The 25,041-nt window shown below is 68.2% G+C and carries 26 protein-coding genes; 16 read left to right on the top strand and 10 right to left on the bottom strand.

Annotated elements, in window-relative coordinates:
- Positions 1 to 102: 102 nt before the first annotated feature.
- Positions 103 to 978 carry a LysR family transcriptional regulator gene (locus WA670_RS35900; RefSeq protein WP_134729337.1) on the bottom strand — a complete coding sequence of 292 codons (876 nt, stop codon included), beginning with the start codon at positions 976 to 978 and terminating at the stop codon, positions 103 to 105.
- Between the two features lie 129 nt (positions 979 to 1,107).
- Here WA670_RS35900 and WA670_RS35895 point away from each other — a divergent pair, with 129 nt between their 5' ends.
- Genes WA670_RS35895 through WA670_RS35870 form a run of 6 tightly spaced genes read left to right on the top strand, consistent with a single transcriptional unit; the run spans position 1,108 to position 7,860 of the window.
- Positions 1,108 to 2,274, top strand: a complete 1,167-nt coding sequence (locus WA670_RS35895; RefSeq protein ID WP_182889621.1) for a CaiB/BaiF CoA transferase family protein — start codon at positions 1,108 to 1,110, stop codon at positions 2,272 to 2,274.
- A gap of 3 nt (positions 2,275 to 2,277) precedes the next feature.
- Positions 2,278 to 3,450, top strand: a complete 1,173-nt coding sequence (locus WA670_RS35890) for an acyl-CoA dehydrogenase family protein (RefSeq protein WP_037811046.1) — start codon at positions 2,278 to 2,280, stop codon at positions 3,448 to 3,450.
- Positions 3,451 to 3,463: 13 nt separating this feature from the next.
- Entirely contained in the window at positions 3,464 to 4,627 is a 1,164-nt protein-coding gene (locus WA670_RS35885) for an acyl-CoA dehydrogenase family protein (RefSeq protein ID WP_336160684.1), read from the top strand.
- Between the two features lie 14 nt (positions 4,628 to 4,641).
- Positions 4,642 to 5,499 carry a 3-hydroxyacyl-CoA dehydrogenase NAD-binding domain-containing protein gene (locus WA670_RS35880; protein WP_238604133.1) on the top strand — a complete coding sequence of 286 codons (858 nt, stop codon included), beginning with the start codon at positions 4,642 to 4,644 and terminating at the stop codon, positions 5,497 to 5,499.
- Positions 5,496 to 6,977 carry a CoA transferase gene (locus WA670_RS35875; protein ID WP_238604134.1) on the top strand — a complete coding sequence of 494 codons (1,482 nt, stop codon included), beginning with the start codon at positions 5,496 to 5,498 and terminating at the stop codon, positions 6,975 to 6,977. Before WA670_RS35880 ends, WA670_RS35875 begins: the two co-directional genes overlap by 4 nt.
- Position 6,978: 1 nt before the next feature.
- Positions 6,979 to 7,860, top strand: coding sequence for a hypothetical protein (locus WA670_RS35870; RefSeq protein ID WP_336160683.1), 882 nt, complete (start codon positions 6,979 to 6,981; stop codon positions 7,858 to 7,860).
- On the opposite strand, the gene WA670_RS35865 is transcribed toward WA670_RS35870, so the two are convergent.
- Positions 7,857 to 8,456: a TetR/AcrR family transcriptional regulator gene (locus WA670_RS35865; protein ID WP_238604136.1), complete on the bottom strand. Its 600-nt coding sequence runs from the start codon at positions 8,454 to 8,456 to the stop codon at positions 7,857 to 7,859. The genes WA670_RS35870 and WA670_RS35865 overlap by 4 nt on opposite strands.
- Positions 8,457 to 8,580: 124 nt before the next feature.
- Between WA670_RS35865 and WA670_RS35860 the strand changes: the two genes are divergently transcribed.
- Positions 8,581 to 9,573 carry a fumarylacetoacetate hydrolase family protein gene (locus tag WA670_RS35860; RefSeq protein WP_336160682.1) on the top strand — a complete coding sequence of 331 codons (993 nt, stop codon included), beginning with the start codon at positions 8,581 to 8,583 and terminating at the stop codon, positions 9,571 to 9,573.
- A 10-nt stretch (positions 9,574 to 9,583) separates the two neighbouring features.
- Positions 9,584 to 10,525 carry an MBL fold metallo-hydrolase gene (locus tag WA670_RS35855; RefSeq protein WP_336160681.1) on the top strand — a complete coding sequence of 314 codons (942 nt, stop codon included), beginning with the start codon at positions 9,584 to 9,586 and terminating at the stop codon, positions 10,523 to 10,525.
- A 4-nt stretch (positions 10,526 to 10,529) separates the two neighbouring features.
- Here WA670_RS35855 and WA670_RS35850 read toward each other — a convergent pair whose 3' ends face one another.
- Both WA670_RS35850 and WA670_RS35845 read right to left on the bottom strand, forming a co-directional pair.
- Positions 10,530 to 10,913, bottom strand: coding sequence for a hypothetical protein (locus WA670_RS35850; RefSeq protein WP_336160749.1), 384 nt, complete (start codon positions 10,911 to 10,913; stop codon positions 10,530 to 10,532).
- Between the two features lie 93 nt (positions 10,914 to 11,006).
- Complete coding sequence (locus WA670_RS35845; RefSeq protein WP_336160679.1) at positions 11,007 to 12,194, bottom strand: cytochrome P450; 1,188 nt, start codon at positions 12,192 to 12,194, stop codon at positions 11,007 to 11,009.
- A 206-nt stretch (positions 12,195 to 12,400) separates the two neighbouring features.
- Between WA670_RS35845 and WA670_RS35840 the strand changes: the two genes are divergently transcribed.
- Positions 12,401 to 12,751: an antibiotic biosynthesis monooxygenase family protein gene (locus WA670_RS35840; RefSeq protein WP_238604140.1), complete on the top strand. Its 351-nt coding sequence runs from the start codon at positions 12,401 to 12,403 to the stop codon at positions 12,749 to 12,751.
- Here WA670_RS35840 and WA670_RS35835 read toward each other — a convergent pair.
- Positions 12,748 to 13,347 (bottom strand): TetR/AcrR family transcriptional regulator, encoded by a 600-nt coding sequence (locus WA670_RS35835; RefSeq protein WP_238604141.1) that lies wholly within the window; start codon positions 13,345 to 13,347, stop codon positions 12,748 to 12,750. The two genes, WA670_RS35840 and WA670_RS35835, sit on opposite strands and share 4 nt — an antisense overlap.
- A 98-nt stretch (positions 13,348 to 13,445) precedes the next feature.
- Between WA670_RS35835 and WA670_RS35830 the strand changes: the two genes are divergently transcribed.
- Positions 13,446 to 14,450, top strand: coding sequence for a hypothetical protein (locus tag WA670_RS35830; RefSeq protein WP_336160748.1), 1,005 nt, complete (start codon positions 13,446 to 13,448; stop codon positions 14,448 to 14,450).
- A gap of 32 nt (positions 14,451 to 14,482) precedes the next feature.
- Positions 14,483 to 15,796, top strand: a complete 1,314-nt coding sequence (locus WA670_RS35825; RefSeq protein WP_037811062.1) for an MFS transporter — start codon at positions 14,483 to 14,485, stop codon at positions 15,794 to 15,796.
- Here the strand turns inward: WA670_RS35825 and WA670_RS35820 are convergent, their stop codons facing one another.
- On the bottom strand, positions 15,797 to 16,459 hold the full coding sequence (locus WA670_RS35820; protein ID WP_336160677.1) for a TetR/AcrR family transcriptional regulator: 663 nt from the start codon (positions 16,457 to 16,459) through the stop codon (positions 15,797 to 15,799).
- 55 nt (positions 16,460 to 16,514) lie between these two features.
- A complete protein-coding gene (locus WA670_RS35815; protein ID WP_238604143.1) occupies positions 16,515 to 17,147 on the bottom strand; it encodes a TetR/AcrR family transcriptional regulator in 633 nt (210 codons plus the stop codon).
- On the opposite strand from WA670_RS35815, the gene WA670_RS35810 reads away from it, so the two are divergent.
- Complete coding sequence (locus WA670_RS35810) at positions 17,131 to 18,297, top strand: methyltransferase (RefSeq protein WP_442893153.1); 1,167 nt, start codon at positions 17,131 to 17,133, stop codon at positions 18,295 to 18,297. The two genes, WA670_RS35815 and WA670_RS35810, sit on opposite strands and share 17 nt — an antisense overlap.
- Here the strand turns inward: WA670_RS35810 and WA670_RS35805 are convergent.
- Positions 18,294 to 18,854 (bottom strand): TIGR03086 family metal-binding protein, encoded by a 561-nt coding sequence (locus tag WA670_RS35805; RefSeq protein ID WP_336160674.1) that lies wholly within the window; start codon positions 18,852 to 18,854, stop codon positions 18,294 to 18,296. The genes WA670_RS35810 and WA670_RS35805 overlap by 4 nt on opposite strands.
- 66 nt (positions 18,855 to 18,920) lie before the next feature.
- Here WA670_RS35805 and WA670_RS35800 point away from each other — a divergent pair, with 66 nt between their 5' ends.
- The 3 genes from WA670_RS35800 to WA670_RS35790 are packed head-to-tail and all read left to right on the top strand — an operon-like array spanning position 18,921 to position 21,508.
- Positions 18,921 to 19,889: an RNA polymerase subunit sigma-70 gene (locus WA670_RS35800; RefSeq protein WP_336160672.1), complete on the top strand. Its 969-nt coding sequence runs from the start codon at positions 18,921 to 18,923 to the stop codon at positions 19,887 to 19,889.
- Positions 19,883 to 21,049 (top strand): AAA family ATPase, encoded by a 1,167-nt coding sequence (locus WA670_RS35795; RefSeq protein WP_336160670.1) that lies wholly within the window; start codon positions 19,883 to 19,885, stop codon positions 21,047 to 21,049. The genes WA670_RS35800 and WA670_RS35795 overlap by 7 nt, the downstream gene beginning before the upstream one ends.
- Positions 21,050 to 21,088: 39 nt before the next feature.
- Complete coding sequence (locus WA670_RS35790) at positions 21,089 to 21,508, top strand: hypothetical protein (RefSeq protein WP_336160668.1); 420 nt, start codon at positions 21,089 to 21,091, stop codon at positions 21,506 to 21,508.
- Here WA670_RS35790 and ftsW read toward each other — a convergent pair.
- Together ftsW and WA670_RS35780 are read right to left on the bottom strand one after the other, a co-directional pair.
- On the bottom strand, positions 21,505 to 22,821 hold the full coding sequence (gene ftsW, locus WA670_RS35785; RefSeq protein ID WP_336160667.1) for a putative lipid II flippase FtsW: 1,317 nt from the start codon (positions 22,819 to 22,821) through the stop codon (positions 21,505 to 21,507). The two genes, WA670_RS35790 and ftsW, sit on opposite strands and share 4 nt — an antisense overlap.
- Positions 22,822 to 22,932: 111 nt before the next feature.
- Entirely contained in the window at positions 22,933 to 24,174 is a 1,242-nt protein-coding gene (locus WA670_RS35780) for an LCP family protein (RefSeq protein WP_336160665.1), read from the bottom strand.
- A 317-nt stretch (positions 24,175 to 24,491) separates the two neighbouring features.
- Here WA670_RS35780 and WA670_RS35775 point away from each other — a divergent pair, with 317 nt between their 5' ends.
- On the top strand, positions 24,492 to 24,992 hold the full coding sequence (locus WA670_RS35775) for a pyridoxamine 5'-phosphate oxidase family protein (protein ID WP_043830726.1): 501 nt from the start codon (positions 24,492 to 24,494) through the stop codon (positions 24,990 to 24,992).
- Positions 24,993 to 25,041 lie beyond the last annotated feature (49 nt).

Here is a 25,041-nt window from a genome sequence, read left to right as displayed (position 1 = left end):
GCTTTACATGACGGTAAGACATGTACACCGCGATTGACAAGAGGAGTTGAAATGTAAAGCCGCCACGGCCGGGTGAACTCGCAGGTCGGGCATCGGCCGAGGTCAGTCGGGTACGCGGGCGTGCCGCAGCACCTCGACCACCGGGTCCAGCCGGGTGTCGGCGGTGCGCCGGATCAGGAACGTGGTGAGGGTGGCGACCAGATCGTCGATCGGCAGGACCGCGCATTCGTTCGGGTCCAGCGCCAGCGCGGTCGCGGATTCGACCGGGGCGAGGGTGAAGCTCTTGGTGCTGCGCAGGAAGATCAACAGCCCGCTGACGTCGGAGAACTGTGCCTCAGGATCGACCAGCACGCCCTTGGCGGCGAGCTGCTCGGCGCGCCGGGAGCCGAGGTCCCAGTGCCGCGGCCCCTGCAGATACTGGAATCCGCGCAGGTCGGCGAGGGTGAGCGAGGTCCGGCCGGGGAATCGCGAAGCGTCCACCACCGCGCCCAGCGGTTCGCGGTAAAGGACGATGGTGGACAGGCGGTCGTCCGAAGTGCCGAGATGCGACACGGCGAGGTCGAGCGAGTTGCTGAGCAGCGCCGATTCCATCCCGAGCGACGGCATCTGCCGCAGGGTGAACCGGTAGGAGCCGTCCAGTGCGCGGATCGATTCGCTGAGCTGGCGGCGGTGCGCGGGATTGAGCACGTCGGGGATGGCGAGCCGGACGTCGGCGCGCTGGTCGCGGGTGCGCATGCGGACCGGAATGGCGTCGAAGCCCGAAACGACCGATTCGGCGAGCGGCAGCAGCGCCTCGCCCGCCTCGGACAGCCGGGTGTGGTGGGTGGAGCGGTCGAACAGCGGTTCTCCCAGCTCGCGTTCGAGGTCGCGAATCCGCTGGCTGAGCGGCGGAACGGACATGTTCAGCGCCCGCGCCGCACGGGTGAAGTTCAGCTCGCGCGCGACCGCGAGGAAGTACCGCAGGTGGTGAATCTCCACGCTGAGCAGCGTACCCACGGTGTTATCACGGTGGTCATACCGATCTGATGCACTCGGTCATTCCCTTCTGGTGAGCAAGCGCTTAGCGTCAGTGGTGAAGCAAAGATCGTCAACGGGAGGACCGCGAAGATGGATGCCACCGGACCGCTTTCCGGGGTGAAGGTGCTCGACCTGTCGTCCGCGGTGATGGGCCCGTACGCCACGCAGATCCTCGGCGACTTCGGCGCCGACGTGATCCGGGTCGAACCGCTGCGCGACGTCGCCCGGCACTCGCCGGCCAACACCGGCCGCACACCCGGGATGGCCCCGCTGTACATGCAGGTCAACCAGAACAAGCGCAGTATCGAACTCGACCTCAAGGACCCGGCCGGCCGCGAAGACCTCTTCGCCCTGCTCGCCGACGCCGACGTCCTCGTCACCAACATGCGCGCCGCCGCGCTCGACCGGCTCGGCCTCGGTTACGAGCAGCTGCGCGAACGCTTCCCCCGCCTGGTCTACGCCCACGCGCAGGGCTTCGCGCCCGGCTCGTCGCGCGCGAACCGGCCCGCCTACGACGAGGTCATCCAGGCCACGTCCGGCCTGGTCAGCCTCCAGGACCGGGCAGGCGGCACGCTGCAGTTCGTCCCGACCTTCATCGCCGACAAGACCGCCGCGCTGTACCTGCTCAACGGCGTGCTCGCCGCGCTCTTCGACCAGCAGCGCACCGGCAAGGGCCAGCAGGTCGAACTCGCGATGGCCGACGCGATGATCGCGGTCAACCTCGTCGAGCACCTGGCGGGCGACGTCTTCGTCCCGGCCGCCGGCGACGTCGGCAACCCGCTTTCGCTCAGCGACACGCACGCGGCCATGCGCACGGCCGACGGCGGCGCGATCGCCGCGGTGCCCTACACCAACGACGCCGTGCGGACGCTGCTGATCGGCGCCGGCCTCGAGGACGCCGCGGCCGATCCGGCCTGGGACTCCCCGGTGATCGACCGGGAGATTTTCACCGCGGGGGTGGAGAAGGTGCTGGCCAACTCCGCCAGCCGCACCACCGCGGAGTGGGAGGAGTACCTGACCGCCCACGACGTTCCGTACGCGGTCGTCGTCGACATCGCCGACCTGCCGACCGACCCGTACGTTCAGGAAGTCGGGCTGATCACCGAGCGGGAACACCCGACCGAGGGCACTATCCGCGTCGTGGAGAGCCCGCTGCATTTCTCGCGGACCCCGGCCGGGTTCCGCAGGCACGCCGAACGCGCTGGCGCGAGCACCGCCGAAGTCGTCGGAGCCGTACGCACCACTGAAGGGGTTTGATCGATGGATCTCGAACTGTCTCAAGAGGACCTCGCGTTCCGAGACGAATTGCGGGAGGTGTTCCTCGGCGCGATTCCGGAGGAAGTCCGCAAGCGCAGCGCACTCGGCCTGATCACGCGTGACGACATCGTCACGAGCCAGCGGATCCTGAACGAGCACGGTCTGGCGGTGCCGCACTGGCCGGTCGAGTGGGGCGGTCGCGATTGGACTCCGACCCAGTCCCACATCTACGCCTCCGAACTGCAGCGCAACGCGGTGCCGCAGCCGCTCGCCTTCAACGCGAGCATGGTCGGCCCGATCATCGCCGAGTTCGGCAGCGAGGAGCAGAAGCAGAAGTTCCTTCCCGCCACCGCGAATCTCGACATCTGGTGGTCGCAGGGCTTCTCTGAGCCGGAGGCCGGTTCCGACCTCGCCGGGCTGCGCACCACCGCGAAGCGCGACGGCGACCACTACGTCCTCAATGGACAGAAGACCTGGACCACGCTCGGCCAGTACGGCGACTGGATGTTCGTGCTCGCGCGGACCAACCCGGACGCGCCGCGCAAGCAGCAGGGGCTGTCCTTCCTGCTGCTCGACCTGAACACGCCGGGCATCGAACGCCGTCCGATCAAGCTGGTCGACGGTTCCGCCGAAGTCAACGAGTTCTTCTTCGACAACGTGGTGATCCCGGCGGAGAACCTCGTCGGCGAGGAGAACAAGGGCTGGACGTACGCGAAGTTCCTGCTCGGCAACGAGCGCAACGGCATCGCCCAGGTCGGCACCGGTCAGCGGATCTTCGCCGACCTCGCCGCCGCGGCCGCGGATCTGCCCACTGAGGACGGTCCGCTCGCGCAGGACGCCGAGTTCCGCGCTGCGATGCACACCGCGAAGACCACGCTGCTCGCGCTGGAGGCGACCCAGATGCGGGTCACCGCCGCTTCCGAAAACGGACAGCCGAGCCCGGTGTCGTCGCTGCTCAAGATGGAGGGCACGCAGGCCCTGCAGGCCCTGACGAAGCTGCGCATGCGCGCGGCCGGTTCCGACGGCATGCTGCTGGACACCGAATCGCCGGTGCGCGCCGACGAGGCCGCGGTCGTGGCCGCGGCGCAGTACCTGAACCAGCGGAAGCTGTCGATTTTCGGCGGCTCCAACGAAATCCAGCGCGGCGTCATCGCGAAGACGATCCTCGGTCTGTAAGGGACGGCGACTCATGAACCTCGAATTCAACGAAGACCAGAAGCTGCTGTTCGAGACCGTCGACACGGCAGTCGGCCGCGGTTACCCGGCAGGCGGCCGCGCGGCCGCGACGAGCAGCGAACTCGGCTGGAACGACCAGGTCTGGAGCACCCTCGGCGAGCTGGGTCTCGCCGGTCTCCCGATCTCCGCGGACCACGACGGCGCGGGCGCGGGCCCGGTCGAGGTCTACGCGACGCTGGAAGCGATGGGCAAGCACGCGGCGGCCGAACCGCTGCTCGACGGTGTGTTCCTGCCGTCGTGGATCATCGCCGAGCTGGGCACCGACGACCAGGTCAAGGAGCTGCTTCCGCTGCTCGCCAGCGGTGGCACCACGATCGCGGTCGCGCACGCCGAGCCGGGACGTCCGTGGGGTGTCGCGCCGTCGGTGTCGGCGGCCGGTTCCGTGCTGACCGGCGTGAAGTCGCCGGTGCGCAACGCCGACCAGGCCGACAAGTTCCTGGTCACCGCGGTCGACGAGAACGGCCGCACCGGGGTGTACCTGGTCGAGGCGACTGCCGAAGGCATCACTCGCGTCGACGGCCGGGCCGCGGACTGGGGACACACGTCGCAGGTCGAATTCGCTGGTACGCCGGCGGTTCTGCTCGGCACCTCGGACTCCGACACGCCGGCCGGGTTGCGTCGCGCGTTCTCGCGGGCGCGGGTCGCGGTGACCGGCGAGGCGATCGGTCTGATGGAGACCGGGCTCGCGATGACCGTCGAATACCTCAAGACCCGCAAGCAGTTCGGTGTTCCGCTGGCGGCGTTCCAGGCGCTCGTGCACCGTGCGGCTGACCTGTACGCGAAGGTCGAGCTGGCTCGTTCGCTGGCGCTGTGGGCCACCGCGACGGTCGAGGCGTACGACAACGGCGCGTCCACAGTGGACCTCGACGCCACGGCCGACGACGCGTTCGTGTTCGTGTGCGACGCGGCGACCGCGACCGCCGAGGAGATCGTCCAGCTGCACGGCGGCATCGGAATGACTTACGAATCAGAGGTCGCGCACCACGCGGCGCGCCTCATCGCCATCACGGAGAGTTACGGCGGAGTGAGCGCGGCCCGTCGCCGCGCGCTAGCGTCGGACGCGTTGCTGACGCCGCCGAGCGCGCTGCTCAACAACGCGGACGCGGTCACCGCCTGAGAAAGGAGCGCGCCATGCCGGTCGTCGCGATCGTCGGCGCTGGGGTCATCGGAGTGTCGTGGGCTCGGCTGTTCGCCGAGGCGGGCTGGACGGTGCGGGTCACCGATCCACGCCCGGACCTGCGGGAAATCGTCTCTCGCGACCTCGCCGGGCTGCCCGCCACGGCAGTCGCGGACCTCGCGGAAGCCGCTGCCGGAGCCGACTTCGTCCAGGAGTCGGGCCCGGAGCGGATCGAGCTGAAGCGGGAAATGTTCGCGACGCTCGCCGCCGCCACGCGCGACGACGTAGTACTGGCGTCCTCCTCGTCGTCGCTGTTGCCCTCGGTGATCGCCGAGGGCAACGCGGCGGCCTCGCGGATCGTCATCGGGCATCCGTTCAACCCGCCCGAACTGATGCCGCTGGTCGAGGTGGTGCCCGGGGTTTCGACCGCTGAGGAGACCGTGGCGAAGGCCGTCGAGGTCTACCGGGGGCTGGGCAAGAAGCCGATCACGCTGAAGAAGGAAGTGCCCGGCTTCGTCGGGAACCGGCTGCAGAAGGTCTTCAACGACCAGGCGATGTACCTGGTGCAGCAGGGCGTGATCTCTGCGGCGGACCTGGACGAGCTGGTCAAGGCGTCGCTCGGGCCGCGCTGGGCGACCATCGGGCCGTTCGAAAGCATGCACCTCGGCGGCGGTCCGGACGGGATCCGGCACCTGGTGAGTCACGTCGGCTCGCAGATGAAGTTCGAGATCGGCCGTCCGGACCGGGAACACCTCGACGCGGTGATCGACGAGGTCGAGCAGACCTACGGGACCGCGGACACTTACGCCGAGCGGGTCGAAGCGCGCGACAGCCGTACTCGCGCGGTGGTGGACGCGCTGGAGAAGGCATGAGCCTCACCGAGCAACTCGAGGCCGCGCTCGCCAAACCGGCCACCACCGACGAATACGATCTGCACCAGCCGCTCGCCGATCTCCTCGGCTCGGTCGGCCTGCAGGAATCCGACGCAGGCGGCCGGATCGAGTTCACCGGAGCCGACCCGGTACTGCCGGGCGCGCTGCGGCTGGCCGGGGCGACGTCGATCGCGCTGGCGGCGAAATCCGTTGCGGTGGCGAAGATCTGGCAGCTGCGCGGCGGACGCGGGCAGGACATTTCGATGGACCTGCGGACCGCGCCGCACCGGCTGTGCCCGTTCTACGACAAGAAATGGGAATTGCTCGACGGTTACCCGCAGGGCGACCCGGCGCGCGTCGATCCCGCCTTTGGCACCGATCGGTTTTACTCCACCGCGGACGGCCGCTGGGTGCACCCGATCAGCCCGTATCCCAAGCTGCGCAACGACGCTGCCGCGCTGCTGGGCGTTCCCGAGCGGGATGCCGTGGTGCAGCAAGCGATCGCGCAGTGGAATTCGTTCGAGCTGGAAGACGCCGCCGAAGCCGCGGGCGTCATCATGCCGGTGGTGCGCACGACCGAAGAACTGATGGCGACCGAGCAATACCAGTCGGTGTTGTCGACGATGCCGCCCGTGATTGTCGAGCGAATTGGCGACAGTGCTCCGGAGCCGTTGCACCCCAACCCTTCCACGCCGCTCGAAGGAATCCGTGCTCTCGGTCGAGCGCACATCATCGCGGGCGCTGGCTGTGGCCGGGCGCTGGCGTTGCACGGCGCGGACGTGCTGAACGTCTGGGATCCAGGCGAGTACGAACTGCCGGTGCTGTACGCGACGTCCAATGTGGGCGTGCGCTCTACCCGGCTCGACTTCCGTCGCCCCGCCGACCAGGAGCGGATGCACTGGCTGCTCACCGGTGCCGACATCTTCTACGCCAATCGCCGCCCTGGATACCTAGCGCGGCACGGTCTCGACGCGGAAACCGCCGCTGAGATTCGGCCCGGAATTATCCACGCCGAAGTGACGCTCAACGGCGGCACCGGCCCGTGGTCCGGCCGAGTCGGCTTCGATCAGACGGCTGGCTGCCTGTCCGGCGTCATGCTGCTGGAAGGTAAAGGTGGGGTTCCGTCACTGCCCGCGGTGCCGGTGGTGAACGACTACATCACCTCCTGGTTCCTGCAACTGGGAATACTGCGCGCACTCATGCTCCGCGCCGAATGGGGCGGTTCCTACCGAGTGCAGGTTTCGCTCACGCGCGTCGCCTTGTGGTTGCTGAGCCTGGGAATCTTCGACAAGGGCTACGCCGCGGAGGTCGCCGGTGTCGCGCCCGGGCACGAATACTTCGACCCCGAGACGTTCACCGCGGACACCCCGCTGGGCCGCTACCGCGGCGTCACCGAACAGATCCGGATGTCCGAGACTCCGGGCTATTACACGAATTCGCTGATCCCCATGGGGTCGCACCGTCCAGAGTGGAGGTGACATGTTCAGCGAGCTAGTGGTGCTGGGCATTCGCACCGGGACGATTTACCGCGTCGGACTCCCCGACGGGCAGGTTACCCCGCTGTACAAAGACGCTGGCGTCTCGCCGGATGGCGTTGTCATCGCCGATGGCACTGTTTACTGGACCACCATGGGCATGCCTTCGCGCGACCCGTCGGTACCGGGCGAAGCGGGTCTCGACTACTCCGCGCGAAACGGCGGCCTGCACGCAGTTTTCTTCGACGGCACCGGTGCCCGCGACGTCGTCCCGAATGGAACCCTGACGACCGGGAAACAGTTGGCGTACAACGGTTCCCTGTATTGGGGCGACCGGGAAGGCTACCGGATCACCCGGGTGCGTCCAGACGGCACGGGCCTCACGGACCTGATCGTGAACGAGCCGGACGACAGCGGCATGCAGGAATGCGTCGGCGTAACTGTGGACGCCACGCATCTCTACTGGACGCAGAAGGGTCCGGCGAAGGGCGGCGTCGGCCGGATTTTCCGTGCTGGACTGGAGATCCCTGCGGGCGAGACCGCGCGCGAGCGGTCCGATGTGGAGACCCTGTGGGATCACCTGCCGGAACCGATCGACCTGGAAATCCATGGCGGGTACCTGTATTGGACCGACCGCGGTGCGGCCCCGAAAGGCAACACGCTGAACCGCGCGCCGATTCCCGGCCCGGGGGAGAAGGGCGCGGAGCCGGAGATCCTGGCGGGCGGCTTCACCGAGGCGATCGGCCTGGCGGTGGACGACGAGGTCGCTTACGTCTCCGATCTCGGCGGGCGGATCACCGAGGTGCCGTTGAACGGCGGCGAATCGCGGGTAGTGGTGGACATGGGCGAGCTGCTGTCCGGGATCGCCGGGGTCGTGCGCAGCTAGCTCACCGCGATCCCGCGCAGGAGCATCTCCACCAGGTTCAGCAAATGCTCCTGCAGATCGAACGGCGCGGCCTCGCTCTCGATCCATGAGCTGAGCGTCCCGAAATACCCGGTGGCGAGCAGCAAACCCGCCTGCGCCGGATCGACGTCCGCGCGAATCTCCCCGGTCTCCTGCGCCCGCGCGACGAACGCGGCGAACTCACGCGCCAGTTCCGGATTGCCGAACACGTTGGTGGAGTGGATCGCCGCGCCCATGCAGGCGACGGTTTCCGCGCGGGAGTCGAGGCTGTTGCGCGCCAGTTCGATCAGGTACCGGCTGAGCACCTCGCGCAGCGGCCGGTCCTCGAGGTTCTCGGCGCGCACCGCGGTCATCGCGCGTTCGCGGCGGCGCAGGCTCCACTCGTCGAGGAACGCCGTCTTGCGCTGGAAGTGGTTGAACACGGTGGCGCGCGCGGTGTCGGCGCGTTCGGCGATGTCCTCCATCGTGGTGTTCTCGTAGCCGCGTTCCACGAACAGCTCCACGGCCGCCTGGAACAGCCGGTCCCGGCGTTCGTGCCGCTGCCTGGTCCGCCGGTCGGTCGTCGCCTCTGCCGTCATGCCTCGCAGTCAACCATCATTTCTTCGCGGCGCCTGCTGAACGGCGCTCTTGACGCTGCCTCCGCCGCGGCCTAGCTTGATTGGACGCAAGTCTAAAATTGAACTCCAGTTCAAGGAGGCGGCGGTGCGTCTGGTCACCTATGAATCCGCGGGCACGGCCCGGCTCGGGGTGCTGCACGGCGACACTGTGGTGGATCCGGCGCGGGTCTTGCGAGCGTCGCGAGCAGGGGAAACCGAAGTCCCGACGGAGATGGTCGCCTTCTTCGAGGGCGGGGCCGAGGCGCGGGCTAGGGCGGAGCAGGCGCTTCAGCTGGCGGACGCCGCGGCCGAAAAGGGCGACGTCCTGGTCGACGAAGGCCGTCCGGCAGTGCTTCCGCAAGCAGACGTTCGCCTGCTCGCGCCGGTGCCGAGGCCGCGCCGGATTCGCGACTATCTGACCTACACGCAGCACGCCAAGGGCTCTGGACTCGCCGTTCCGCCAGCCTTCGCCGCGATGCCGATCTGCTACCAGTGCAACGTCGAGACGGTGATCGGGCCGGACGAACCGTTGCTGTGGCCGTCCTACACCGCACAGCTCGACTTCGAGCTTGAACTGGGCTTCTTCACGTCCGGCGGCGGCAAGAACCTCACGCCAGCCGAGGCCGCCGGGCGCATCGCCGGAGTCACGATCTTCAACGACGTCAGTGCCCGCGACATCCAGATGTTCGAGATGAGCATGACCATCGGTCCGTCCAAAGGAAAACACTTCTGCACCGCGATGGGTCCGTGCGTGCTGACCATGGACGAGGTCGACGAATGGGCAGTGCAGATGACGGCCACAGTGAACGGTGAAGTCTGGGCGTCAGGGTCCACAAAGGACAGGCAGTTCTCGTTCGCGGAGGTGCTCGCGTGGGCATCGCTGGACGAAGACGTTTATCCAGGCGAATTCTTCGGGCTCGGCACCGTCGGCGGCGGGTGCGGACTGGAGCTGGACCGCTGGATCCAGCCGGGCGACGTGGTAGAACTCGCCGCGGCCGGCGTCGGGGTGCTGCGAAACCCGGTGGGGCAACGGCAGACCGCGCCGGACGGTGCGGGATTGGCTTCGTATCAAGGCGCACCTGAAGTGCACGTCCACTAGGAGGCAGGCAATGCGCAAGGACATTCCCTACACCAAAGGACATCACCGGCTCACCGAACACTGCTCGGCCTGGCTGGTCCCGGACGGCACCTGGGGCTGGAGCAATGCCGGGCTGATCGCCGGGAAAGAAGAATCCCTCCTCGTCGACACGCTCTTCGACGTGCCGATGACCCGGGAAATGCTCGACGGGCTTCAAGACGCCACAGTAGACAGTCCAATCAATACAGTCGTGAACACGCACGCGAACGGAGACCACTGGTTCGGCAACGAGCTGGTCGCCGACGCGTCCATCATCGCGTCCGAAGCCACCGCGGAGGAGATGCGCACCAACGGCCCCGATCTCATGCGTGGCCTGGTGAATCAGGAAGGCCCGCTGGGTCGCTTCGCCCAGCACATCCTCCACCCGTTCGACTTCGACTCCATCACCGCGACCCCGGCGACCCGGACGTTCGCCGGGCAGTTGAAGCTCGACATCGGTGGCGTCACCGCGGAAATCCGCTGTCTCGGACCGGCGCACACCGAGGGCGACAGCGTCGTGCTGGTCCCCGACGAGGGCGTGCTGTACGCGGGTGACCTGTTGTTCATCGGCGGCACCCCGATCACCTGGGCGGGACCGGTGACGAACTGGATCGCCGCCTGCGACGCGATGCTCGCGATGGACGCCGAGTTCGTCGTCCCCGGCCACGGACCGGTCACCGACGCCGACGGCATCCGTTCGGTCCGCGACTACCTGGAGTGGGTGCGGGCCGAGGCGGCCGACCGCCACCGCCGGGGGATGACGGCGGAGGAGGCGATGCGGGACATCTCGCTCGGCCGGTTCGCCGACCTCGACGAACACGGCCGCCTCGCGCAGAACGTGCTCGCGGTGTACTACGAACTCGACCCGGAGATGGAACGCGTGGACACCCGCGAGGTGTTCCGCCGCATCGCGGAACTGGAAGGGTTCGCGTGAGCCGTTAGCCCGCCACAGTCAGGATCCCGAGCGCCAGCAGCACGAGCACCTTCACGGTTTCCGTGGCGAGGTAAACGAAATGCGCCCGGGAGCGCGGCAGCTCCACGCCTTCCGGAGCGGCGAGGACGCGGTCCGTCCGCCGGTTCAACGCCGGACGGACCGCCCCCAGCTGCCCGATCAGCACCACGACCGCCACCGCCGCCAGCACCGTCACCGCGGTGCCCGGCTGCCCCACCGCGACCGTGACCACGATCCCCGCCGCGAGCAGCATCTCGGCGATGTTCAAGGCCCGGAACACGATCCGGCCGATGCCGAGGCCGATCGGGATGGTGACCCCCGGCGCGCGGAACTTCAGCGGGGCTTCCAGGAACGAGATGGCGAGCACCATCCCGAACCAGACGAACGTGAAGGCGCCAATCAGAGCAATCGCGTGCACAGCGCGGAAAACCTCGATTCCGGTGTTCGATCCGCCGCCGCCAGGCTACTCCCGCCGCCAGGTCACCGGCAGCCGCACCGGACCGTAGATCGACGCGTCGTGCGGCAGGTCCACCTCGGCGAACGGCACCGCGAGCCGCAGGTCCGGGAACCGCGCGAACAGCCGGAACAACGCGATCCGCATCTCCACCCGCGCCAGTTGCTGCCCGAGGCATTGGTGCACGCCGTGGCCGAAGCCGAGCTGCCCGGCCGCCTTGCGCGTGACGTCGAGGCGGTCCGGGTCCGGGAACTTCTCCGGATCCCGGTTGGCGACCGGAAGCGACATGACGACCGGATCGCCCGCCTTGATCCGCACGCCGCCGAGTTCGACGTCCTCGAGCGCGGTGCGGATCGGGCCGATGTGGATCACGCTGAGGTAGCGCATCAGTTCCTCGACCGTGCCCGCGGTGAGCTCCGGGTCGGCCTTGAACTTCGCCAGCTGCTCCGGGTTTTCCAGCAGCGCCAGCGTGCCGAGCGCGATCATGTTGCGGGTCGTCTCGAATCCGGCGACCAGCAGCATCATGCCGATGTTGGCGAGTTCCTCGTCGGTCAGCTCGTCGCCGCGGACGAGGTCGGACAGCAGGTCGTCGCCCGGGTTCGCCCGCTTCTCCTTGATCTGCCCGGCGATGAACGCGACGACGCCCTGTGTCGCGTCGATCCGCTCGGCGACCGGGATGTCCTTGGAGAACATGGTCCTGGCGTAGCCGTCGAACTCGGCGCGGCGTTCGTAGGGCGCACCGAGCAGTTCGCAGATCACCAGCGACGGCACCGGCCGCGCAAACGCTTCCACCAGGTCGACCGGACCGTCCGCGGCGGCCATCGCGTCGAGGTGGGCGTCGACGATCTCACTGACCCGTGCCTCCAGGCTTCGCATCCGGTGCACAGTGAACGCCCCGGTCAGCAGCTTGCGGTAACGGTGGTGGTCCGGGTCGTCCATCCCGGTGAACACCCCTGGATCGGCCGGCTTCGGCGGCGGCAGCGGGCCGAGGTCGAACGGAACCTTCGCGAGTTCGGCGCGCGCGGACATCCGCTTGTCCGCGAGGACTGCCCGCACCTCCTGGTATCCCGTGACGAGCCAGCCCTGGGAGCCGTCGGGATACGTCATCGGCTCGACCGGAGCCTGCGTGCGCTGGGCCGGCACCGGATCGAACGGACACGCGCCCCTTTCGAGCGGGAGTCCTGCCTGACGGGTCATCGTCGCTCCTTCCCCTCTGAATAGTTCAGAAGGTACACAGCTTTCACAAAGTTGTGAAGTGAATGTCGGAGCTGAACGACGAGCGGGCGGAGAATCACCGGCTCGGCCTAGAGCTAGCGCTGCTAGACAACCGAGCGACAGCAGTGCTAGCGTCGAACCAGTAGCTAGCGATGCTAGATTCAGTCGACAGCAAGGGAAGTTCCGAAATGGCCCAGTTGCAGAGCCTCGACCCGCACACGCCGATGTTCGCTCAGTTCAAGGAGAAAACCGGGCAGATCGTCCTCGCCAACACCTTCGTCGTCCCGAGGGGGCGGACCGACGCGTTCCTGGCTCTCTTCCGGAAGCAGGCCGAGTTTATGAAGGCTCAGCCTGGATTCGTCTCACTGCGCATGCACCAGGGAACGGCGGGCAGCCAGCTGCTGCTGAACGTCGCGGTCTGGGAGTCGACCGAGGCGCTCGCCGCGGCTTTGAGCAATCCGGAGTTCCAGCGCGTGGCGGCGGAGTTCCCCGACGACGTCGTGTCCTACCCGCACATCTTCGAGGAGATCGCGGCCTAGTCCGCTTCCGCCGCGTCGAGCGCCGGAACGAGTGGTTCCAGCGTTCGCCGCAACAGATCCGGCAGTGAACCGGACACCACAACCAGTCCGTTGCCCGCCGGTTGCGTCCACTGCTCCAGTGCGACCCGGACCGCCGCGGCGATCGACGCGGCCAGCACGCGCGCGGTTTGCGGATTGCCGACCCGGGCCGCGATCACCTCCTGCAGCGGGGCCGCGAGGGTGGCCGGAGCGTCGAGAAAAGCCGTGCGCAGCCCGGGATTCGTGGTGATCAGCAGGAGGGCGTCGCGGCTCTGTTCGCCGGGATCGGTGTACTGCTCCGCGATCGCGTCGAGGATCGCCTCGGCCAGCCGGGTATCCGGCGAGCGCTCGGCGACAGCGGCGGCGATCCGGTTCTCGCGGTCCGCGGTGACCGCCGCGACGATCGCTTCCTCGCGGCTGGAGAAGTAGTTGTTGTAAGTCCGCGGGGACACTCCGGCCGCTTCGGCGATGTCGTCGACGCGCACGTTCGCCGGCCCGTGCTCGATCGCCAGCCGCAGGGCCGCTTCACGCAAGGCGACGCGAGTGGCCTGCTTCTTCCGTTCGCGCAATCCGGTCACCCGGCCAGTCTCGCAGGGTTCCTGCGCCTACGCAAACTTGCGTGTACGCAAGTTTCGTGCGTAAGGTGGGCGGCGTCCCCGAGCGAGAGGAAACCGCCATGCGCGGCAAGGGAATGACGTACGACACCGGATTCGTCCGCAATGGACGGTCGTCGCGGGAGAGCTTCGAACCGGAGGTGGTGAAGCGCGAACTGGCGATCATCCGCGACGACCTGCACTGCACCGCGGTGCACGTCGTGGGCGGCGATCCGGATCGGCTGGAGCAGGCCTCGCGGTGGGCGGCCGAACTGGGGCTGGAGGTCTGGTTCTCGCCGTATCCGCTGGAGCAGACCCAGGACGAGATGCTCGCCCTCTTCGCCGACTGCGCCACCCGCGCGGAACGGCTGCGCGCCACCGGGGCGAACGTCGTGTTCGTGACCGGCGTCGAGTTGAGCGTGATGAACGAAGGCTTCCTGCCCGGCAAGGACACCGCCGAACGAGTCGGCCTGCTGCTCGCCGAACCCGAGGGCCGCGCCGAGCGGCTGGCCGAGGTGGGCAAGCGGCTCGACCCGTTCCTCGACGCCGCGGTCAAGATCGTGCGGGAACGGTTCCACGGCCCGGTCACCTACGCGTGCATCCAGTTCGAGCAGGTGGACTGGAGCCGGTTCGACTTCGTCACGGTGGAGCTCATCCGCTCCGCCGAGGTCGCCGACCTCTTCCAGACTGGCGTGCGAACCCTGGTGGCGCAAGGGAAACCGGTCGCGATCACCGGTTTCGGCACGGCGACCTGGCGCGGGTCCGGCGACGTCGCGCCGCGGAGCATGGAGATCGTCGAGTACGACAGGGAGACCGGCGACCCGCTCCGCATCGACGGCGAGTACGAGCGGGACGAGGCCGGACAGGCCGCGTATCTGCGTGAGCTGCTGGAAATCTTCGACGCGGAGGGAGTGGACAGCGCGTTCGTGTTCCTTTTCGCGCTCTACAACTACCCGGACGATCTTGACCTGGCCAGCTTCGGACTGGTGAAAGTCCTGGAAGGACGGTCGGGCACGGCGTACCCGGGGCTGAACTGGGAACCGAAGGAGGCGTTCGCCGCGGTCGCCGAGCATTACGCGAAACCTTGACTCAGCGGGGTCCGGGCGGGTGAGATCCGGACATGCCGACGAAGACGAGCGCGCTGGGCAACCGGGTCATGGCCAAGGCGGCGGTGCGGATCATGCCGCTGCTGATGCTGCTGTACTTCGTCAATTACCTGGACCGGGTCAACATCGGGTTCGCCGGTCCGAACGGGATGAACAAAGAACTCGGCCTCACCGCGACCGCGTTCGGGCTCGCGTCCGGGATCTTCTTCATCGGCTACCTGATCCTCGAGGTGCCGAGCAATCTCGCGCTGCACCGGTTCGGCGCGCGCCGCTGGATCGCGCGGATCATGATCACCTGGGGCGCGGTGGCCGTCGCGATGGCGTTCGTGCCGAACACGACGACGCTGGTGGTGCTGCGGTTCGTGCTCGGCGTCGCCGAGGCGGGGTTCTTCCCCGGCATCATTTTGTATCTGACGTACTGGTTCCCGGCGGCGCAGCGGGCGAAGGCGGTCGCGCTGTTCATGTGCGCGGTGCCGGTGTCGAGCGCGATCGGCTCGACCGTTTCGAGTCTGCTGATCAGCGGCGGGCACGGCGTGTTCGGCCTGTCCGGCTGGCGGTTCATGTTCCTCGTGGAAGGCGTTCCGGCGATCCTGCTGGCGGTCGTCACGTGGTTCTGCCTGAGCGACCGGCCGGAATCCGCGAAGTGGCTGACCGCCGAGGAACGCGACTGGCTCACCAGCGAACTCGACGCCGAACGCCGCGCCACCGAAGCCGAACACCACTGGCCGCTGCGGAAAGCGCTCACGCACCCGCGGATCCTCGGGCTGGCGTTCGTGTACTTCGCGGTGGTCTACGGCCTGTACGCGCTGGGCTTCTTCCTGCCGACGATCATCGCCGGGTTCGGCGAGGAGTTCGGCACCAAACTCACCGTGCTGCAAGCGGGTCTGGTGAACGCGATCCCGTACGTCGCGGGTGCGCTGGTGATGGTCCCGTGGGCGCGCCACGGCGACCGGACCGGGGAACGGACGTGGCACGTCGCGCTGCCGATGCTCGTCGGCGGCGCGGCGATCCCGGTCGCGCTGTACCTCGGAAACCCTTACGCCACCATGACCGCGGTGACCATCTGCGCGATGGGCGTGTGTGCGGCGCTGCCGACGTTCTGGGCGCTGCCCTCGAACTTCCTGTCCGGCGCGGCGGCCGCCGGCGGGATCGCGTTGATCAACGCGCTGGGCAACCTGAGCGGGTTCGTCGCGCCGTACCTGACGGGCTGGCTGCGCGACCTGACCGGTACGCAGCGGACCGGATTGTGGGTGGTCGGCGCGTGCATGGTCGCCGGAGCGGTGCTGGCAGTGGCGTTGGGGGCGAAGCCGCGCGCGTCTCGCCGGTGATCAGCAGGCGCGGCGGACCCGGTCCGTCAGCACCTGTACTTCGGTCTCGAACAACGCGTCGGCGTCGAGGCCCATCGCGGTGAAACCGCCGCCGATTTCGAGGCTGACAAAGCCATGCAGCCGCGACCACAACGCGACCGCCAGCTGGTGGTTCTCGGTGTTCGCGCGCCGGGCGTCGAGGACTTCCTCGTTGTCGTAGGGCTTTCCCGCGGTGTCGGGGTCGTGCAACACCCCCAGCACCACGCCCATCAGCGCGCGGGCCGCGTCGGCGAGCGGCTTGGCGTGCGCGTCGTAGCCGGGGAACGGCGCCTTGAACAGCAATTCGTATCGGTGCGGCTCTTCCCTCGCCCAACTCCGGTAGGCGGCGGCCAGCTGTCGGATCCGCGCTTCCGTGTCGGGTGCGCCGGCGCCGAGCGCTCGCGCCATGGCGTCGCGGAGGTCGTGGTACGCGTCGATGACCAGGACGTTCAGCAGTTCGTCGCGGCTGGAGAAGTAGCGGTACAACGCCGGCCCGGAGACGCCGAGCTGCTTCGCGATGGCGTTGATGGAGATCGCCTGCGCACCCCCGGCCGCGAGCTGGTCGAGCGCGGCGGATTTGACCTCCTCGCGCACCTGCTCGCGGAACCGTTCGCGCATCGGTTTGCGGGTGCCTGCTGCGGGCATCCCCACCTCCTTGACGACGCCCGACGGTAACACGGCCGATCGTTCGGAAGACCTTCTAACTGTTCGTCCGGTCCTCGAAGGCTCGCTCGACGTCGTCGCGCTCGACAGCGGGACCAGGCACTTCGATCGGTCCCCCGGCCGCGAGGCCGTTGAGGAAATGCGCGATCTGCCGCCTCGCCAGGTGGGTCCAGTCGAGGACGGACGCCTTCGGCTGCGTGAGCAGGGTGCTGAACGCGAGGAGATCGGTGGCGTTGACCGGACCGCGGATGCTGCCGTCCTCGCGGCCGGTCGCGAGGAAGAACTCGAGCCGCCCGTAGATCGACTTCCGGGCCGCGACCGCTTCCGGGGTGACGAGCGGGGGCGCGCCGTGCAGTGGAAGGACGAGCTGGTCGGCGATGTCGACGGTGCCTTCGAGATAGCGGCGGACCTGGTCGAGGCCGGTGCTGGTGTCGTCGATCTGGTCGAGCAGGCTGTTGAGCAGGCCGTACGCACGGTGCTCCAGGGCTTGGAGCAACGCGTCGCGGTCGGCGTAGCTGCGATAGAGCGTGCCGATCCCGAGACCGGCCTCGGCGGCGATGGCGGCCAGCGGGACATGCCGTCCTTCGCGAAGCATCGCTGAGGCAGCCGCGGAGAGCAGCCGTTCACGGTTGGCCGCCGCGTCCTTGCGGACCTTGCGCGGGCGGGACATCGGTTCTCCTTACCCCGATCTCGGGCGACTGGCGCGAGCCCGTACGTTCGCGAGCAATTCCGCTACTGTGTCCACCCGGCCAGCGTATACGCGCGGACCTCGAGGCGAGCTTGTCAACCGTGGCCCGGAAAGCCGGTTGACCACGCTGGCAAAGTGGAGTCACGTGAGTGATGACGCGACCCACCTTCTTCGTGCCGCCAGCCTGGCGACCCCCATGGCATTGCGAGTCGCAGTGACGCTCGGCTTGCCCGACCGGCTGCGCGCCCCTGGCAAGGTCGACGACGTCGCCGCAGAACTGGATCTCTCGCCGATCGCGCTCGACGTCCTGCTCGGCCACCTGGTCACGCTCGGCGTGGTCGAACGCACCGACGAGGGCTACCTGACCACCGCATACGGCGCGAATCTCTGCCAGGACAAGGAAAACGGCATAGCCAACCTGCTGCACCTGGACCGCGCCGCCGGTCGCGCCGAACTCGCATTCGTCGAACTGGCACACAGCATCCGGACCGGCGAGGCGGCTTACTCCCGGCGTTACGGCAAGGATTTCTGGGCTGATCTCGCGGAACAGCCGCACCTGCGGAAGTCTTTCGACCAGCAGATGATCAACCGGTTCCGTACCGAGATCCCGCAAGTGGTCGACGGAATCGACTGGGTTTCTTTCACTACGGTAGTCGACGTCGGCGGCGGCCGAGGAGATTTGCTCGCCGCGATCCTCGAAGCCAATCCAAAACTGCGCGCCCACCTGGTCGACCTCGAACCGACCGCGAGCGAGGCCCGTGCCGCCTTCGCCGCCCGCGGCCTCGCCGACCGGGTCGAGGTGCGCGGCGGGAGCTTCTTCGATCCGCTCCCGGCGGGCGCGGATGCCTATGTCCTGGTGGACATCCTGCACAACTGGGACGACGAAAACGCCCGCCGCATCCTGGAGCGGTGCGCCGAAGCGGCAGGCCGGTCCGGTCGGATTCTCGCCATCGAAGCGGTCAGCGGAATTCACGCGCGCACCGAAATGGACTTGGTCATGCTGGTCCATTTCGGCGGCCGTGAACGACGGGTGGAAGAATTCCGTGCCCTCGCCAATTCCGCAGGTTTGGTCCTTGAATCGGCGGCCCCGTTGACCGATCAACGAGGCCTCCTGGAATTTCGCGTCGGCTAACTCGGCGACCGTCCGAGCAATGCGACCAGCCGATCCAACGGCGGCGCGTCCTCGGCGACCGGCACTGGCGGCGCGAAGGGGCTCCGTTCCGGCGGCAGGTCAGCGAGTTTCGCCGCGCTGAACGCGATTTCCCGCTCCACCAAGGCGTCCTCGAACTTCGCCTCCTGCCCGGTGGCGCGAGCGAGGTCCCATCCGTGGACGAGTTCCTCGACGATCCGCAGATGCACCGCGACGATCCCCGGAACTGTCCCGGCCGGGACCTCGACCATCTGCTCCAGCGCCCCCGGCTGCTGGAACGCCGCGAGCAGACCAGCAACCGCGTCCCGATAGGACGCTACGGGGTCGTCGCCGAGCGCGTCCGAGCTGCGAGGGTCCAACGACGCGCCCTTCGCACCGCTCAGGGCGGCGGTGAACAGCCGGTGCCCGAGGACCAGATGGTTCACCAGTTCGCGGACCGTCCACTCCGGGCACGGCGTCGGCGCGTCCCAGCGAGACACGCCGGCGACCAGCGCGCCGGTGGAATCGAGGACCGCGGACAGATCGTCGACAGGATTCATCGTTTCGCCTTTCTCAGGGGTCACCAGTACAGACACCGCCCGCCCCGGAAACGGAACGATGGCAGGATGCGAAAGGTGGGCCAGGACATCCTCGATCGCGCACGCGCGGGAGACGCGCGCGCCTTCCGCGAGCTGGTCGAGCCCTATCGGCACGAGTTGCAAGTGCACTGTTACCGCATCCTCGGCTCCCTCACCGACGCCGAAGACCTCCTGCAAGAGACCCTCCTCGCCGCCTGGCGCGGGCTGGACGGCTACGCCGGCCGCGCCTCGGTGCGCTCCTGGCTGTACCGGATCGCCACCAACCGCTGCCTCAACGCCCTCCGCGACGCCGGCCGTCGTGTCCCGGCCGAACCGTCGCCGCCGTTCACTCCGACTGAGCCCAGCCGCCGTACCGAGGTGACCTGGCTGCAGCCCGCGCCCGACGACCCCGCCGCGCAGTACAGCGCCAAGGAAACGTTCGAGCTGGCGTTCGTCGCGGCCCTGCAGAAACTTCCGCCGCGCAAGGCCGCCGTCCTCCTGCTCCGCGATGTGCTCGACTATTCGACCGCCGAGGTCGCGGACATGCTGGAGACTAGCTCCACCGCGGTCAAAGGCGCTCTGCAACGCGCGCGAGCCCAGCTGCGGCAGACCGTCGAACCAGCCCCGCCAGCACCGCGGGAACGGGAGATCGCGCAACGGTTCGCGGACGCGTTCAGCGAGGGAGACGTTGACGGCGTAGTCGCCCTCCTGACCGACGACGGCTGGCTCGCCATGCCGCCCGCGCCGCACGAATACGTCGGCCGCGAAGCCGTCGCCGCGTTCCTCGCGATGTTCGGGCAGTGGCGTGGCACCCGGCGGTTCCGTCTGCTCCCGACGCGCGCCAACACCCACCCAGCCTTCGCCTGCTACCTCACGGAACCCGACGGAACAGTCGGGCATCCCGCCGGAATCCTCGTTCTTGCCCTGTGGGGCGACCGAATCCGCACCGTCACCTGGTTCCTCGAACCTGAGCTGTTCCCACGCTTCAGCCTGCCCGCGGAGGTGAAGGTGTGTTGACCACCCTGGCGATCCAGAATTACCGCTCGCTGCGAGACCTGGTGCTGCCGTTGTCGCAGCTGACCGTGATCGTCGGCGCGAACGGCACCGGCAAGTCCAGCCTGTACCGCGCGCTGCGGCTGCTGGCCGACGCGGGGCGCAACGGCGCGGTCGCCGCTCTCGCCGGAGAAGGCGGTCTGCCGTCGACGCTGTGGGCCGGTCCGGAGAAGATCGGCCGAGCCGTCCGCGAGGGCCGGTCACCGGTGCAGCCCTTGCAGCGCACCACCGCGGTCGGTTTGCGGCTCGGCTTCTCGGGCGACGAATTCGGCTACGCCCTCGACTTCGGCCTGCCCGTGCCCAGTCGCGAACGCCGTCCAACGGCCTTCAACCTGGACCCGGAATACAAACGCGAATGCGTCTGGCACGGCCCGGTACTGCGCCCGTCCGCGCTGCTGGCCGACCGTTCCGGCACCCGGGTCCGCATCCGCGACGAGTCCGGCTCGTGGGTCGAAGGCGGCCACTCGATCGCCCTCACCGACAGCATGCTGAGCGAATTCGCCGACCCGCGCCGGTGTCCGGAACTCCTGATCGTCCGCGACCGAGTCCGCGCGTGGCGGTTCTACGACCACTTCCGCACCGACGCCGACGCCCCGGGAAGGCAAAGCCGCATCGGCACCCGCACCTGGGCGTTGGACCACGACGGCGGCGACCTGGCCGCGGCCCTGCGCACCATCCAGGAATCCACCGACGCCGACGCACTGACCACCGCGATCGACGACGCCTTCCCCGGCTCGTCCGTCGAAGTGGCCACCGCCGACGGCCGCTTCGACCTCCGCTTCCACCAGCACGGCCTGCTGCGCCCGCTCAGCGCCGCCGAACTCTCCGACGGCACCCTGCGCTACCTGCTGTGGGCCGCGGCGCTGCTCAGCCCGCGCCCGCCGGAGCTGCTCGTCCTGAACGAACCGGAAACCAGCCTGCACCCGGACCTGCTGCCGGCGTTGGCCGCGTTGATCACCGCGGCGGCGAAGAAGACGCAGCTGCTGGTGGTGTCGCACTCCCAGCTGCTGGTCCGGTTTCTCGAGGACGCCTCGGTACTGGAACTGGAGAAGGACTTCGGCGCGACGGTGGTCGCCGGACAGGGACGGCTGGACCAACCGGCTTGGCATTGGCCGAAACGGTAAAGCCTGGCAGGATTGCCGGTATGCCGATCAGAAAGGGCCATGCCGAGTAGGCGCCCGTCGCAGCTCCGGGTCCGCGAGTCGCCCTACCCTCAGCCTGGTCCGCCGTACGCGCAGGTTCCGTGCGTTTCCTCTTCGACGCTTCGGGCAATCGCGCACTACGAACGAACGCACCTTTACCCCGGCGGGATCGCCGAGGCACTCGCCGTGTGGACGCGGCTCGTCCATGCCTCGTACCGGGAGCTGGACCGGCACCCGCCGGAAGACCACGTTCCGTACTACGGCGAGTACGGTCCGGCGACTGATCCAGTGTCCGCGCGGGCCCGGTTAGGCCAGGCGTTGCATCGATTGCCGCGCAACGCTTCCCGCGAGCTGCGTGCGCGGGTCCGGCCGTTGGACGAGAGATACCTGTCCCGCTCGATCCCCGCACCGGAGGTCCAGGACCTCCGGGCGCTGCCCTAACGTTTCGCCCGCTGCCCGTCCGTCAGCTCCGGCGGCCTCCGCCGTTGGGGCGCCGCGGCCGGCCGCCGTGCGCGAGTCGATTTCCCCGGCGTCCGGACCGGCCGGTACGGCTCCGGCACCGGCAGCCGCAGGATCCGCCCGATCTTGCCCGGCCCGAGATGGTTCAAGTCCGCCACCGCCGCGGGTTCGTGCCGGGCGCAACTGGCGAGCACGCCGAACAGGAACATCGTCACGATCAGCGACGTCCCGCCGTACGACACCAGCGGCAGCGTCACCCCGGTGACCGGCAGCGCGTTCACCACGTACCCGATGTTGACCGCCGCCTGCGCCACCAGCAGCACGGTGATCGTCGCGGCGACGATGCGGATCCACGGGTCGAGGTTGCGCGTCGCGATCCGCAGGCCGACCAGCGCGAGCCCGCCGAACAGCAGCAGCACCACCGCGCAGCCGAGGAAACCGAGTTCCTCGCCGATCAGCGCGAAAATGAAGTCGTTCTGCACGTTCGGCAGGTACTTCCACTTCGACGCGCCCTGTCCGAGCCCGACCCCGAACAACCCGCCCTCGGCGAGGGCGTACTGCGCCTGCACCGCTTGGTATCCGGCACCGGAGGTGTCCGCGTCGGGGGAGAGGAACGACAGCACGCGCGCGAGCCGGTAGTCCGCGACCAGCGCGAGCACCACGAACCCGCCGACGCCGCCGGCCAGAAGCGCGGCGAAGAGCCGTCCCGGCGCGCCGGAGAACCACAGCAGCGCAAGCAGCACGATGCCGAGCGAGATCGTCCCGCTGAGGTTCGGCTGCGCCATCACCAGCGCGAACATCAGCAGCGCGACCGGCACCAGCGGCACCAGCAGGTGCCGCCAGTGGTGCAGCAGCCGGGCTTTCACGACGAGAATGTGCGCGCCCCACAGGGTCAGCGCGACCTTCGCGACCTCGACCGGTTGCAGCGTCAGCGGTCCCAGCGCGAACCACCGCTGCGCCCCGTTCACCTTCGCGCCGAGCGGGGTGAGCACGAGCGTGAGCATCGCCAGCGTCACGAGCATCAGCATCGGCGAGAGGGATCTGATCCGCCGCAACGGAATCCGCAGCCCGGCCCACAGCGCGACCAGGCCGATGAGGACGAAGATGACGTGCTTCTGGAACGTGCTGTACACGCCGCCCGGCTGCGCGGAGGACGCCGACAGCACCATGATGACGCCGAGCAGCGTGAGCAGGCCGCACAGCGCGAGGACGAGGTGGAACGACGCCAGCGGCCGGGAGAGCCAGCCGACGATCGCGACCGGAACCCGGGTTCGTCTGTTCCGTGTCGTAGCCACTCGCGCACCGCCGTCCGCCGATTTTCCGGCGCGCGGAAGGAACGCGCCGGGCCAATTATGCCCTAACCGTCTTCATCGGATAGTGCGGCGCGCGGGCATTCGCCGCTGAAGCTATTTCACACAAGGGATTCCGCCACCGCTCAACGCCGGCGGGGGAGCGGGAACGCCGCTGCTGTGCGTCATCGGGCGCACATACGCGGCCGGTGTCGGCACCGGAGCGCCGCTGAGCAGTTGCGCGACCAGGGACTGGATTTGCCCGGTATTAACGAAGTTGACGTCTTCGCCGGACGGGCTCTTGCCGAAATGGTCGACCGGAAGGGTAACGAAACTGACATTCCCGCCGGTCAGGCTGGACGCTTGTTTCGCGAGCGCGAGCAGGTCCAGCCCGCTGTCGACCGCGGTGTTCTGCTTCGCGACATCCAGGATCCCTTGGAGTTTCGCCGGATTCGTGAAGGTACCGCCCTGTTTGAGCTGATAGGCCAGCGAAGAGATGAACGCCTGTTGTCTGCGTTCGCGGTCGAGATCGGTGAAATTGAGCGCCGGATGCACGTTGTCGCGGCGCTGCCGGACGAATTCGACGGCCTGTTCGGCGCTGATCTCCTGCTGGCCGGCGTGGAAATTCGCGCCCGAATAGCTGTCCTGGGTGTCCTCGTTGAGGCACACCGTGATCGGCTGGACTACCTGGGCGATCTCGAAGAACGCCACGAGGGTGACCTCGACGAAATGGTCGATCGGGACGCCGCCGAGGAATTTCCGCACGGTGTCGATTTCCGCCCGGCGGCCCGCGTCCCGGGCTTGCTGCTCGCGCTGGGATTTGTCGGTGACATTCTGCGAGACGAGCTGTTTGGCCTTTTCGTCGAACGCCAGCCCGTAGGCCTGTTTGATCTTGCCCTGGCACACGTTGTCCGGACAGCCCGCCAGCGGAACGTAATCGTCGCGCGGGATCGAGATCGACGTCGCCCTGCCGCCGTCGCCGGGAACGTGCAGCAGCATCAGCACATTCGCGTTGTAGCCGCCGTCCTGCTGATCCCCGGCGTGCAGCGAGTTGTAGATGTCCTTCGGCAGCGGGTTGCCGTTCTCGTCGAGCCGCGAATCGAGGCCCATGACGAGGATGTTGGTGTCGCCGCCGCTGGAGGTCGACTGCCCGTCGAGCACGTCGGAAACCTGCAGTCCGGACACGACGCCGTGGTAGGCCGCCCAGCCGTAGCCGGTCAGCGAGAGCGTCAACGCGGCCGCGAGCGCCAGCGCGACCCGGCCGGTGACCCGCCGCCGCCGGGCCGCGGCACGGGCAGCGACACCACGCGCCGCCGCACTTCGGGACGCGGCGGCACGTCTGTCGTGAGGGTCGGTCATCAGGCCTTCCGGTGCCAGGGCGTCATGGTTGACCACTCTTCTGCACACACGCTGTGTACACGCTGAGAACGAAGCTCACGCAGAGTTAACTCAAGGGCGGCGGTGGTCATGTCAAGCACTCCCTCCGGCCCCGCTTCCCGGGCCGATCACGTTTCCCGGCTCGCGGAGTACTCAACGCCCTCCGCCAGATAACTGTCAAGCAGTTGTACAAGTGTTGTAGTTATCAAAGTGACCCAGATCACAGTCGAGGTAATGTCGAGAACGCCGTCCGGGCTCCGTCCCCGCAGCACCTGACCGAAGCCGAGAAGGAGACCACGATGGAACCGCAGGAAGTCGCCGAAGTCCTGAACCGCCCGCTCAGCCGTGAACTGCTCGCCCGCGACATCACCCGGCTCGCCTACGTGGCGAAGGACGGCACCCCGCGCAGCGTCCCGATCTCGTTTACCTGGAACGGCACCGAGGTCGTCCTGTGCACCACCAAGAACGCGCCGAAACTGCCTGCGCTGCGGGCGAACCCGATGGTCGCGCTGACCATCGACACCGAGTCGCACCCGCCGAAGATCCTGCTCGTCCGCGGCCGCGCCGAACTCGACTACGTCGACCACATCCCCGACGAGTTCCTCCAGATCAACGGCACCTACGAGATGACGGCGGAACAGCGCGTCGAATGGGAAGCCGAAGTCCGCTCCCTGTACGCGGACGGCATGGTCCGCATCGTCGTCACGCCGACTTGGGCGAAGCTCATCGACTTCGACACCACGCTGCCGTCCGCGGTCGAGGAACTCGTGCAGCGGCGAGCGGAAGCGAACGCCGGATAGCCGTCCGCTGATCCACTACACTGAATCGCCTACACGCCCCCGACGCGCG

The organism is Amycolatopsis sp. VC5-11, from assembly GCF_037034185.1.
Lineage (GTDB): Bacteria > Actinomycetota > Actinomycetes > Mycobacteriales > Pseudonocardiaceae > Amycolatopsis > Amycolatopsis nivea.
The sequence above is the reverse complement of the archived record's forward strand: the minus strand, read 5'-3'. Positions and strand labels throughout refer to the sequence as shown.

Excerpts from the sequence above, each read along its gene's own strand:
- WA670_RS35790 (WP_336160668.1), top strand. The coding sequence starts at position 21,089 with ATGCCGAGTAGGCGCCCGTCGCAGCTCCGGGTCCGCGAGTCGCCCTAC.
- WA670_RS35820 (WP_336160677.1), bottom strand. The coding sequence starts at position 16,459 with ATGCCCGCAGCAGGCACCCGCAAACCGATGCGCGAACGGTTCCGCGAG.
- WA670_RS35780 (WP_336160665.1), bottom strand. The coding sequence starts at position 24,174 with ATGACCGACCCTCACGACAGACGTGCCGCCGCGTCCCGAAGTGCGGCG.
- WA670_RS35815 (WP_238604143.1), bottom strand. The coding sequence starts at position 17,147 with ATGTCCCGCCCGCGCAAGGTCCGCAAGGACGCGGCGGCCAACCGTGAA.
- WA670_RS35850 (WP_336160749.1), bottom strand. The coding sequence starts at position 10,913 with ATGGTGCTCGCCATCTCGTTCCTGGAAGCCCCGCTGAAGTTCCGCGCG.
- WA670_RS35845 (WP_336160679.1), bottom strand. The coding sequence starts at position 12,194 with ATGACCCGTCAGGCAGGACTCCCGCTCGAAAGGGGCGCGTGTCCGTTC.
- WA670_RS35855 (WP_336160681.1), top strand. The coding sequence starts at position 9,584 with ATGCGCAAGGACATTCCCTACACCAAAGGACATCACCGGCTCACCGAA.
- WA670_RS35865 (WP_238604136.1), bottom strand. The coding sequence starts at position 8,456 with ATGACGGCAGAGGCGACGACCGACCGGCGGACCAGGCAGCGGCACGAA.
- WA670_RS35880 (WP_238604133.1), top strand. The coding sequence starts at position 4,642 with ATGCCGGTCGTCGCGATCGTCGGCGCTGGGGTCATCGGAGTGTCGTGG.
- WA670_RS35885 (WP_336160684.1), top strand. The coding sequence starts at position 3,464 with ATGAACCTCGAATTCAACGAAGACCAGAAGCTGCTGTTCGAGACCGTC.
- WA670_RS35870 (WP_336160683.1), top strand. The coding sequence starts at position 6,979 with ATGTTCAGCGAGCTAGTGGTGCTGGGCATTCGCACCGGGACGATTTAC.
- WA670_RS35840 (WP_238604140.1), top strand. The coding sequence starts at position 12,401 with ATGGCCCAGTTGCAGAGCCTCGACCCGCACACGCCGATGTTCGCTCAG.
- WA670_RS35875 (WP_238604134.1), top strand. The coding sequence starts at position 5,496 with ATGAGCCTCACCGAGCAACTCGAGGCCGCGCTCGCCAAACCGGCCACC.
- WA670_RS35805 (WP_336160674.1), bottom strand. The coding sequence starts at position 18,854 with ATGAATCCTGTCGACGATCTGTCCGCGGTCCTCGATTCCACCGGCGCG.
- WA670_RS35895 (WP_182889621.1), top strand. The coding sequence starts at position 1,108 with ATGGATGCCACCGGACCGCTTTCCGGGGTGAAGGTGCTCGACCTGTCG.
- WA670_RS35825 (WP_037811062.1), top strand. The coding sequence starts at position 14,483 with ATGCCGACGAAGACGAGCGCGCTGGGCAACCGGGTCATGGCCAAGGCG.
- WA670_RS35830 (WP_336160748.1), top strand. The coding sequence starts at position 13,446 with ATGCGCGGCAAGGGAATGACGTACGACACCGGATTCGTCCGCAATGGA.
- WA670_RS35890 (WP_037811046.1), top strand. The coding sequence starts at position 2,278 with ATGGATCTCGAACTGTCTCAAGAGGACCTCGCGTTCCGAGACGAATTG.
- WA670_RS35775 (WP_043830726.1), top strand. The coding sequence starts at position 24,492 with ATGGAACCGCAGGAAGTCGCCGAAGTCCTGAACCGCCCGCTCAGCCGT.
- WA670_RS35800 (WP_336160672.1), top strand. The coding sequence starts at position 18,921 with ATGCGAAAGGTGGGCCAGGACATCCTCGATCGCGCACGCGCGGGAGAC.